The organism is Shewanella sp. VB17, from assembly GCF_013248905.1.
GTDB lineage: Bacteria > Pseudomonadota > Gammaproteobacteria > Enterobacterales > Shewanellaceae > Shewanella.
On sequence record NZ_JABRVS010000001.1, the window covers coordinates 3,397,875 to 3,408,856 of the forward strand.

Annotated in this window: 11 protein-coding genes and 1 pseudogene; 1 reads left to right on the forward strand and 11 read right to left on the reverse strand. The window is 41.2% G+C overall.

Annotation, left to right across the window (positions count from 1 at the left end; all coding sequences use genetic code 11):
* The first annotated feature begins 462 nt into the window (after window positions 1–462).
* On the forward strand, window positions 463–1,806 hold the full coding sequence (locus HQQ94_RS14555; RefSeq protein WP_217274042.1) for an MFS transporter: 1,344 nt from the start codon (window positions 463–465) through the stop codon (window positions 1,804–1,806).
* Window positions 1,807–1,965: 159 nt separating this feature from the next.
* Here the strand turns inward: HQQ94_RS14555 and HQQ94_RS14560 are convergent, their stop codons facing one another.
* The 11 genes and pseudogenes from HQQ94_RS14560 to apbC all read right to left on the reverse strand — a co-directional run bounded on the left by HQQ94_RS14560 (window position 1,966) and on the right by apbC (window position 10,908).
* A complete protein-coding gene (locus HQQ94_RS14560; protein ID WP_173295095.1) occupies window positions 1,966–2,529 on the reverse strand; it encodes a hypothetical protein in 564 nt (187 codons plus the stop codon).
* Between the two features lie 147 nt (window positions 2,530–2,676).
* Entirely contained in the window at window positions 2,677–2,868 is a 192-nt protein-coding gene (locus tag HQQ94_RS14565; protein ID WP_173295096.1) for a hypothetical protein, read from the reverse strand.
* Window positions 2,869–3,774: 906 nt separating this feature from the next.
* The gene (locus HQQ94_RS14570) at window positions 3,775–4,563 is read right to left on the reverse strand and encodes a TatD family hydrolase (RefSeq protein ID WP_173295097.1); all 789 of its coding nucleotides are present in this window, start codon (window positions 4,561–4,563) and stop codon (window positions 3,775–3,777) included.
* Between the two features lie 139 nt (window positions 4,564–4,702).
* Window positions 4,703–5,029, reverse strand: coding sequence for a PilZ domain-containing protein (locus HQQ94_RS14575; protein ID WP_173296661.1), 327 nt, complete (start codon window positions 5,027–5,029; stop codon window positions 4,703–4,705).
* A gap of 10 nt (window positions 5,030–5,039) precedes the next feature.
* Window positions 5,040–5,955 (reverse strand): annotated as a pseudogene (gene holB / locus HQQ94_RS14580) (DNA polymerase III subunit delta').
* A 1-nt stretch (window position 5,956) separates the two neighbouring features.
* Complete coding sequence (gene tmk / locus HQQ94_RS14585; RefSeq protein ID WP_173295098.1) at window positions 5,957–6,589, reverse strand: dTMP kinase; 633 nt, start codon at window positions 6,587–6,589, stop codon at window positions 5,957–5,959.
* Window positions 6,586–7,593, reverse strand: a complete 1,008-nt coding sequence (mltG, locus tag HQQ94_RS14590) for an endolytic transglycosylase MltG (RefSeq protein ID WP_173295099.1) — start codon at window positions 7,591–7,593, stop codon at window positions 6,586–6,588. The genes tmk and mltG overlap by 4 nt, the downstream gene beginning before the upstream one ends.
* Entirely contained in the window at window positions 7,590–8,405 is an 816-nt protein-coding gene (gene pabC / locus HQQ94_RS14595) for an aminodeoxychorismate lyase (RefSeq protein WP_173295100.1), read from the reverse strand. The genes mltG and pabC overlap by 4 nt, the downstream gene beginning before the upstream one ends.
* Before the next feature lie 57 nt (window positions 8,406–8,462).
* Window positions 8,463–9,047 (reverse strand): dCTP deaminase, encoded by a 585-nt coding sequence (dcd, locus tag HQQ94_RS14600; RefSeq protein WP_173295101.1) that lies wholly within the window; start codon window positions 9,045–9,047, stop codon window positions 8,463–8,465.
* A 97-nt stretch (window positions 9,048–9,144) separates the two neighbouring features.
* The gene (udk, locus tag HQQ94_RS14605; protein ID WP_173295102.1) at window positions 9,145–9,780 is read right to left on the reverse strand and encodes a uridine kinase; all 636 of its coding nucleotides are present in this window, start codon (window positions 9,778–9,780) and stop codon (window positions 9,145–9,147) included.
* 12 nt (window positions 9,781–9,792) lie between these two features.
* Window positions 9,793–10,908, reverse strand: coding sequence for an iron-sulfur cluster carrier protein ApbC (apbC, locus tag HQQ94_RS14610; RefSeq protein ID WP_173295103.1), 1,116 nt, complete (start codon window positions 10,906–10,908; stop codon window positions 9,793–9,795).
* Window positions 10,909–10,982: the final 74 nt, after the last annotated feature.

The following is a 10,982-nucleotide window of genomic DNA, read 5'->3' on the forward strand; positions in this document are numbered from 1 at the left end:
ATACGTATGATTAACTACCACCGTTGATAACGTCCTATGATACGCTACCCGTATTAATTAGAGATCATATTTTTTCGTGAATACGGCTAATATTAACTCACTAAGATTGTTAGATTGGGATCATTGAACTGTGATTGGATAAAGAGCTGGTAACGGCACGATTCACTCCATTGACCATTAACAATATAAATCATCGTCGAAAATAGCATCCTAATTGATATTTTACCTACCTAGAATTACCTCTACCGAAAATTTTTTACATAAAGTATATTAGGTATAAATCGTCTATTTAAATATAGTCAACGCATGTCCCCTTATTGTTAAATAATAATGCATCATCATTATTTAACAATAAGTAATTTGACAGTATCTCTTATATTAACTCACTTAATAATAATGAGAAAATCACTCACGGACAGAAAGCCTGCATTGGCTTAGTTGTTTCAATACAAGGAATATATTGTGTATATAAACATTAATGCATATCAAAATAATAGTACTAATGAAGCACTCGTTTCAGCACCATTTGATGTTGTGGATAAAGCCACTTTACAACGTGTTCTCGCTGCTTCTGCAATTGGAAATTTTGTAGAATGGTTTGACTTCGCTATTTATGGTTTTATGGCTGTGATCATAGCACAGCACTTTTTCCCCACAGGGGATCCTTCCGTTGCTTTAATGCAAACATTTGCGGTCTTTGCCGTCTCTTTCGCTTTGAGGCCTCTCGGGGGAATATATTTTGGGTCTTTAGGCGATAGAATTGGGCGAAAAAAAGTACTCGCGTTCACCATTATATTAATGGCAAGTGCTACAGCAATGATCGGAGTACTTCCTACATATGACAGTATCGGACTTGCTGCACCGCTGCTGCTTATATTTGCACGTTGTATACAAGGATTTTCAGCAGGTGGAGAGTATGCTGGTGCCTGTGCGTTCGTGATGGAACACTCACCACGTAATAAAAGAGGGCGTTACGGCAGCTTTGTGCCAGTATCGACTTTTGCAGCCTTTGCGAGCGCGGCATTATTAAGTTTACTCATGAATGAGTCTATCTCTGAACAGAATATGCAAGATTGGGGATGGAGAGTCCCATTTTTATTAGCAGCACCACTGGGGTTAATCGGTTTATATATTCGTATTAAACTCGATGAATCACCCGCTTTTAAAGTACTAAAAGCAAAGAATGGACCTGAATGTGTGCCACTCAGATCGGTGATATCACAACATAGAACACGTATGATTTGTTTAATGGCCTTTATATCGGCGACTGCATTATCTTTTTATATGTTTACGAGTTATTTTTCCACATATATGCAAACAGTAGGTGGTGCACCTCGCAGTACAGCATTACTTGCCAGTCTTATCGCCTTAGTATTCGCAGCCGCGTTATGCCCTATCATTGGCCGCTATACTGATTGGATCGGACGTAAGAATACGATAATAACAGCATGTACAACTCTCATACTCACCGTGTTTCCGGCTTATTATTTAGCCGGAAGTGGCACTCTTGGTTATTCAATTCTCGGGGCGGGATTAATGGCAATTGGTGCCGTAATATGCAGCGTTGTCACGGCGATATTGTTATCTGAGTTATTCCCAACAGAAGTGCGTTATACCGCATCAGCATTGTGCTATAACGTGTCTTATACTATTTTTGGCGGCACAGCACCTTTAATTGCCACCTGGTTAATCAGTATTACAGATAGTAATTTAGCCCCAGCATGGTATTTGATCATCATTGCTATTGTTGCATTGATAGGTGGCTTAACATTACCTGAAACGAATGGTTGCTCACTTGATGAATGAGCTTAATTCATCCGCTTGTGAACGAGGGGAAAGTCAGCTCAATAGACACTGAATATAACCATACTAGCCTTAATTCCCATTAACATAAAAAACTTACTCGTCCTCTTATACCAGAGGACATAAGCTATTGCATCGGTTTTCGATAACACACGTATTTTTTTACTCTGTACCTGAAATCAACAAAGCACGCTGTACTTGATCAGATGTCATTCCTGTCACTTGCATTTTTGCCCCTAGTTTGGACTGTATAGTGGCAATACTCACTGGCTCACGATCAAGAATAATCATCATATTATGACCTATATTATCTTCAGTTGCTTTACTCAACTTTTCAGCACCGATAGCAGTTAACTCGATATTAATAGAGGGTTTATCACTGGAGTTAGAATGCAAATCAGCGCTGGAGCTGAGACTTAATATATCTTCATTACCTATAATTTCAGGCCCGATGAGTTTATATTGTTTACCTCTAAAAATAACATTTTCTAAAAATGGCTTATCATCACACCCTATATCGTTAGCATCGACATTGACACCTTTCTGACTTTTACCCACCGAGACAATGAAAAAACGAAGCTGAGTTTGGGTTGCCTCAGATCCCACCTCAATATCTGCAACGGGTACCGTCACTCTTTGATCTTCAAGAGAAATCGACAACACTGAATAAGATATCAAATTGATACCTATGATCACGGTAAGAACTAATAACCATTTAATTATCATAAAGTGCCTAAACGAGGATTAAAATAAGGCTGCTATATTACCAGCAGTAACCCTGAATAAAAATAAATTTTGGTGGTTTGATACGCTAGGTAACAATAATGTCGCTTATTAAAGCCATAGAGGAAAGAAATATAACGTAACTAAAAGTTAATCTTTATTAGTCAATTGCTTAGCTACTTCTACAGATTCAAAATACGTTTCAATCATTTTTTTACCGTAAGATCGTACCATGGGACCATTACTTTGCTCTGTCATCCACAACCATTTAGCCACCACGAGTGGATCTGGCATCACTGAGGGATCGACTAATTTTGCTGCTTGCTTGAATAACTTACTCACTTCTGCCTCCACTCATCGCTAGATATAACACTGACCATATGATTCAATGTCAGTCTTAAGGACTACATTAGCATTCATGTAACCCAATCACAAACCATTAAAAGAATGAATATGATAATCGAGCAGCTATTTTATAGTGGAATGGTAGGACGATTGTAATGACGAGATTTTAACGTATCTTATGCACTTAATTTCCTGCTCCCTAAATGATCTGGAAACGATGAGAGCACGCGGCATAATGAACTCCCTTTTACTCTAAATTTAGAAAGTGCCACCTTAAATCATCTCTAGGATTTAACATACACTTCATGCTTACCCATATGGCTGATAAGCTGATTTTTTCTTCGCTGTAAACATACCCACGTGCATCAAACTACCTGGTTAATCATTAGTTGGTAAGTAGCAATAATAAAAAACAGCCCTATGACATCAATGATGACAGATAATAGCTGGCTATGACTAAAAAGCACAACAAAGATAGGGGCCAAAATAGCGATATTAAGCGGCGCTGCTTAACCCGAGCTCAGGTTATCTAATTCAACCAACCGGTCTTGAACATATTTCCGAAATTGCATCAAACCGATAAGCAGCTGTTCTTCTTATCTATACACTCTTTAACAATAGGTGCCGTTATATTTATGACTTTCATAAAATACTGTCAATCAACAGTATTTATCAATACATACAACGAAAGTTATTCTAAAACATGAAAAGTCATACTCAGTTGAAACACTAAACGCGTGTACACGACAGACGGTAACATGGCATAAGCGTCATCCCCTGCTATACTGACTAGACATCTAAAGAATATTACCAGTAGCGCACGGCTCTTTAAATAGAGCCATTTCCCTAGACCCAAAACAATCGGAATAGTTTTGGGTCTTTTTTTATTTAAAAATCAAGTATCTATCTACCTACCAGTTTTGCTGCTTGAGTAAATAAGTTAAAAAAGTTATTGCTGGTATACTCAGCCAATTCTTCGTAACTGTCGCCTCTAAGTTCAGCAATAAACTCAGCGACATCTCTGACATACGCAGGTTGATTTTCTTTGCCTCGATGAGGCACTGGTGCTAAATAAGGTGAGTCTGTCTCAACAAGTAACCTATCTCTAGGCACTTTACGCATAACCGTTCGCAGATCACCCGCATTTTTAAAGGTGGCGATCCCAGAAACTGAAATATAAAATCCTAAATCAATCGCCGCTTTTGCCATCTCCCAACTTTCAGTGAAACAGTGCAATACCCCGCCAACTTTATCTGCATGGCCATTTTTGAGAAAGTTAAGTGTATCTTCACGCGCATCTCGAGTGTGAATAATCAAAGGTTTATTGACTTCTACCGCTAATTCAATTTGTTGCTCAAAACAGCTCTGCTGTAAGGCTTTTGTTTCATTAGCATAAAAATAGTCCAAGCCTGTTTCACCAATTGCAACGACCTTAGGCTCTTTAACGAACTCATCCAACTCCAGTCTATTTAGACCCTCTTGCACATCCAATGGATGCACACCAGCAGACAAGAAAACCTGATCAAACTCAGCCATCTTGTCACGCATAGAAATAAATCCTTGCTGACGAACATTAACACATAAAAAATAATCAACGCCTTTGGTCTTTGCATGGGCAAGGATCTCTCTAAGACTGTGTTGATCAGGTGCCGCTTTTAAACGGTCAAGGTGACAATGAGAATCGATAAGCACGGGGTTATCCAACAATGATCAGAAAATAACAAGAAGTGGAGGATACAAGCCTAGCTTGTGTAGGTCAAATGAGGAAATATACCCAAGCCACTTCTCGACATGCTAAATTCTACATATTGAGCGAGTTTGGATATACAAGCTACATGGTGCTGGTCTGATCGCCAGATGCGAGCTCTCTGGACAATAAATTTTCAATATGATGCTTATGCGACTCAGGATCTGTCATGATTTTCACCCCTATACCAATAGGCCGTCCACCGGATGCTCCCAAAGGATTGATCCACACCACACGACCCGTAAACTCGAATTTAGTCGTTCCACCGGGTAATTGATAGGATATGGTTAACTCTTCTCCGAGAAAATGGCTCTCACTGGTTGACACGAATAATCCTGCCGGTTTAATAAAAGGCATATAAGCACGATACAACTGAGATAAGGTATCAAAATTTACAGCGAGATCTATCATCATTCACTTATCATAACGTTAATTGTTTATATTCTAAGATAAACCCTTGAAAAAGAGCTAAATAGCTCACATTTGGCATGCTACTTAACGTATGGTGAGTACTCATGATCTTAGTCGTTAACTCTGACACTTTTACTCTTAACAAGGCGTCAAGCTGCGTTTGTTTAACTAATTTTTGTTTTAAAATTAAATACAAAACTTGGATTGCATCTGCAACGTGTTTTTCATTTATAGTAATTAAATTAGCACACAGATGGCCAGAGGACAAACTTTGAACCCAGTCTTTTCGCAATTGCAGTAATTGCTCATACCGTTGATTTTTCAATGCGTTCGCCAATGCTAACGGTCCCCCCATCATAGGTAAGCACCAGATGACATCGGATGTAAGCTCACTATTTTGAGCTAGCCAAGCTTTTATTTCATCATGGCTTGGCGCCTGAAAATGCAGCCTCTGACACCGACTGCTAATGGTTGCCATCAATCTTGAAGGGGCATCAGACTGCAATAATAATAACGTCTGTTTACCTGGTTCCTCGAGCGTCTTAAGTAACGCGTTCGCCGCTGCCGTATTCAGTTTCTCACTGTGACTTATCACCGCGACTCTCCATCCTCCTTGTTGGGAAGTAGACGTCAGCTTTTGACAAAGTTCTCTTATCTGATCAACCTTAATTTGATGACCATCTGCCACGACATGATAAAAGTCAGGATGACTATTGGCTTCAACGAGCAAACAAGCTTTACAAAATCCACACGCCCCTGTTACCCCTAGCGTCTGACACATTGCCGCTTTCGCTAATGCTAAGGCCAACAATTCCCCCGCCATACCCCTCACCAACACCAATCAGGTATGCATGCCCTACCTGCTGGGACGTTAGCTTAGTGCAAAAATCATTAATGACAGGTACCAGCCAAGGAATATTCTCCATTTTACCAATCCTGTGCCTGTAACAATGCAAGTATGTCTTGGTGGACCTGAGACATTGTTTGGCCAGCATTGATCACATGTATAGTATTATCCTGCTCAGCATAAGATAAAAAAGTTTCTCGAGCACGTTCAAAAAAATGTACCTCTTCAACTTCTATTCTATCTAATTCACCACGATTCGCTGCGCGAGAGAGCCCTAATATAGGATCGATATCAAGATAAATAGTCAGATCAGGTGTAAAATCTCCTAACGTCGCTTGACTGACTGATTCAACCAAAGACATGAGCCCTCGCCCTCCACCTTGGTAAGCCAAGGATGATAAATTATGCCGATCACCTAATACCCATTGACCTTTGGCCAATGCAGGTTTAATCACATTGGCCACCAACTGGGCCCTTGCCGCATAAAAAAGTAGGCATTCAGCCTCATCGCACAAAGGATCACTGTCATCGGCTATTTTAACCAAATCTCTAATGCACTCAGCCAAGGGGGTACCCCCTGGCTCACGAGTACAGATTGGGACGCTCGCTGTCCGTTGCGCGATAAAATCTCTTACTAATGCGATGGCACTGGACTTACCCGCGCCTTCTAAGCCCTCTATCACAATAAATTTATTCTTGACTTGCTTGTTCATCGGTTTCTCTGATAATTATTGACTGCCCGATTGTGCTCGGCTAATGTTCTGGAAAAAACATGACTCCCGTCATTTTTTGAAACGAAATATAGGTAATTAACATCTGCTGGATGCGCTGCTGCTAACAAAGCAGCGCCACTAGGTGCCGCTATAGGAGTCGGGGTCAATCCTGTTATTTTGTAAGTATTAAATGGCGTCATCTCTTTAAGCGCCCGACGTGTAATATCGCCTTTATACTGATCCCCCATACCATAAATAACGGTGGGATCTGTCTGCAATCTCATCCCTTTATTAAGCCGATTCATGAACACTGCAGAAATCAGAGGACGTTCGCTCGCTTTACCGGTTTCCTTCTCAATAATGGATGCCAAAATAAGCAACTCGTAAGCAGACTTCAATGGTAAATTATCGGCGCGATCCGCCCAAGCAGTGTTTAATTCAAGCTGCATTTTTTGATAACTTTGCTCCACTAACTGTTTGATATTATCCCCAGCACGATAATGATATGTATCTGGGTAAAATTTCCCTTCAGGCAAGTTAGAATCATCACCTTGTTCTGCTAATACTAGATTAAATACCTCTGTTGAGAATTCGCTGTGAGGTAACACCTTAAGAATTGCCGTCCATTCTTTAATGTTTAGCCCCTCCACTAATGTAACCGAAAATACTTTCTCTTTACCCTGATTTAATTTCTCTAATAAGCCTATCACGGTATCCCCAGGGATAAGCTCATAAAAGCCAGTACGGATCTTGGCCAACTCTGGATGGATCTTCACCAATAATTTTAATTTCCACCCATCCGTAATTAATGCTCTATGCTCTAATTGGGTCACGAGTTGGTAAAAAGAAGTCCCAGATTTAAGTTCAAGCACTTGATTTTGTTCTAAACTCAGCGCAGATTGACTAAAACTAACCACAGTATGATAAGTCCATAAACTCACTCCGACTGCAAGCATGAGTAAAGTCAAACACGTTGCGGTAAACCTAATAATAAATTTTTTCATAAAGTAAGGTGTAAAGTTTGTCTCAATGTGTCTGAAAAAGGTGATATAGAATAGGTCATATTATCGATACGATTAATATCCACCAGACCCAGTAAGCTATTGGTCATGAACACGTGTTCAAACAAAGTTAAGTCACCATAATTGACCTCTGTGACATCCACATCATAACCCAATTCAATCAGCGCATAGATCACTTGCTCTCTCATCATCCCCGCCACCCCAGAATGGGTGATTGCAGGTGTCAAAGCCACGTTCCCAGTGATAAAAAAAAGATTGGCCATGGATGACTCAATCACGCGTTTATCAGTATCAAGTACCAACCAATCATCAAACCCATTAGGTAATTGCATTGATTTAATCAGCACCTGTTCCAAACGATTAAGGTGTTTGATACCAGCAAGCCTTGGTTGCCGTGATAAGCGAAACTCACTTAAAGTAAGCGCTATCCCTTCTTTTTGCCAGTGAATATAATGCGATGGCACGTCATAAAGAGAAACAACCTCATTGACTTGGCTACATGTAGGCGCCGCATAACCCCGTCCACCAACACCACGAGTAAGCAACAACTTAATACAGCCATGAGTTTGATTTAATGCGATTTGATTAAGCAATTCAATCAAATCATCTGTCGCCTCCCACTGGAAACCGAGACGACGAGCACCTTGAACCAATCTAGCAAAATGTGCCGCTAAAAATTGCACTTGTCCATCGCTAAATCGCATGGTGGCAAATAATCCATCACCGTACGCAAGCCCCCTATCTAAAGGATCCATTTGCTCGGCTACGATCCCATTAACCCATACTTGTGTCATTATCTCTCAAGCTCCTTATCCATCACTGCTAAGGGATCATCACTTTTTAAACATGGATTAATGATCTTGACTTATCCGGCTCGCAACCGCTTCTTGTTGATCTTGATATTTAGCATCTGTACGCTTGTTGTAAGGACGAGCAACAGCCTGATTGAGACGCTCAAAGTTCAACGCGCCAATCGTCATATTAGGCCGCAATGCCAGCGGTAATTTACCACTATTAAAAAACTCCAGTACAATTTTACCATGCCAACCAGGATCAATACGATGTGCCGTCACATGAACCATCAAGCCTAATCGAGCTAAAGAAGAACGGCCATCCAACCAACCCACGATATCGGCAGGCAAGGTCACCGTTTCATAGGTCACAGCCAAAGCTAATTCACCTGGATGGAGGAAAAAAGCGCCGCCTTCTGGAATAACAATCATATCGCTCATCACATCATCGAGTGATTTTTGTACATCTGATGTAGGACCACTAAGATCAATAAAAGGCGCGGTATGATCTTGAAATACTCTAAATTGATCCCCAAGTTTTACATCCACGCTTACTCCGCTAATCGCATCAGCGGATGGGCGCGGCTCCATCACGATAGAGCCATTATCTAAACACGTTTCAATCTCTGTATCCGTTAACCGCATTGCGTTTCTACTCCTAGGTTTATTCGAACTATGTTGCTATTTATTTTGATAATGTAGTTCAATAAATAAAACAAAACATTGAGGATCTTAGCGAATATTATTTGGCTAAGAGATGCTGAATTCTCGCCTTAAGAATATCGGTGGCAATACGATTTTTCCCACCACGAGGAACAATGATATCTGCATATTGCTTAGAAGGGTCAATAAATTGCAGGAACATAGGCCGTACTGTTTCTGTATACTGAGCCATCACAGACTCCATCGTACGACCCCGCTCATCAACGTCACGGGCCAAACGACGCATAAAACAAATATCCAGCGGGGTATCCATAAATACACTCGCATCCATTAAGCCTCTGAGCGTAGGATTGGTCAATAATAAAATCCCCTCCAAGATAATCACCTTCTTAGGGGTCATCTTAATGGTGTCAGCCATACGCGTATGTTCACTATAGCTATATTGAGGGATCTCGACCGCTTCTCCACTTTTAAGAGATTCTAGATGATGACACAGTAACTCATGATCCAACGCGGTAGGATGATCATAGTTGGTCAACACTCGCTCATCCATCGAAAGATGGCCTTGATCTCTGTAATAGGCATCTTCAGCAATCACACCTATTTGATCAGTCCCTAAATCACGGCACAACTCTTGGAATATGTTTTTAGCAATTAAGCTTTTTCCCGAGGCTGAAGCACCTGCAATACCAATAATGACACACTGAGAATTCATGCTGCTGTTACCTTATTCATCATCTGAAATACTAATTGAAACACTGGATTGCACGTTCGTTAATGCCAGTTGTGCGCCGACTTTTCTGGCGATGTCACGATACAGTTCAGCAACATCACTATTTGGAGACGCCACCACCGTCGGTATTCCTTTATCGACATCTTCACGAATGTGGAGTTTAAGGGGCAACTCGCCCAGTAATGGCACATCATATCGCTGAGCAATCTTACTGCCACCATCTCGACCAAATGGATGCGCTTGGTGCCCACATTCACTGCACTGATGAAAGCTCATATTTTCAACGATGCCCAACACAGGAATATTCACCTTTTGAAACATGTTTATTCCTTTCTTAGCATCAGCAAGGGCAATGTCTTGAGGTGTGGTCACTATCACCGCCCCTGTCACCGGCACTTTTTGTGATAACGTCAGCTGAATGTCTCCGGTCCCTGGTGGCATATCGATCACCATGTAGTCAAGATCCGGCCACAGAGTTTCATTTAATAACTGCGCTAAGGCGCCAGCAGCCATCGGGCCTCGCCAAACAGCGGCTTCCTCATCGGCTAACAAAAAACCAATCGATTGAGCAGCAATCCCATAAACCGTCGCGGCAGACATCATTTTACCATCACTCGATACCGGTTTAAAATCGGCTAAACCTAACATGATAGGAATAGATGGACCATAAATATCCGCATCTAAGAGACCCACTTTGGCACCTTCAGCCGCTAAGGCTAATGCCAAATTAACGGCTGTGGTGGATTTACCCACCCCCCCTTTACCCGAAGCAACGGCAATCACTTGCTTCACGTTGGCAATAGGCTTTATATTTGCAATCGCTGAGATGCTAGCAGCTTGAAAATCGATATCACATTCAACTTCATCGACAGCATCAAGCGACGTCAACTGTTGCGTTATCGTATGTCGAATATCAGGGTATTGCGTCATACAAGGATAAGGATAACAAAGACCCAATTGCAGACATTTGCCATCAATAGATAACGTGCTCACACAGCCAGCAGTCACTAGACCTTGTGCTAAATACGGATCTTGATATGCATCCAAAATGGCCAGAACTGGCCCGAGAAGATCGTCACTGAGACGATAATGCTGAGAAGCTGAAGACAAAAGTGCCACCCTCTATAAATAATTTGCCTAAGTGTACCAGAAAAAGTCGCCAATATTCGCGTACATTTACCCCA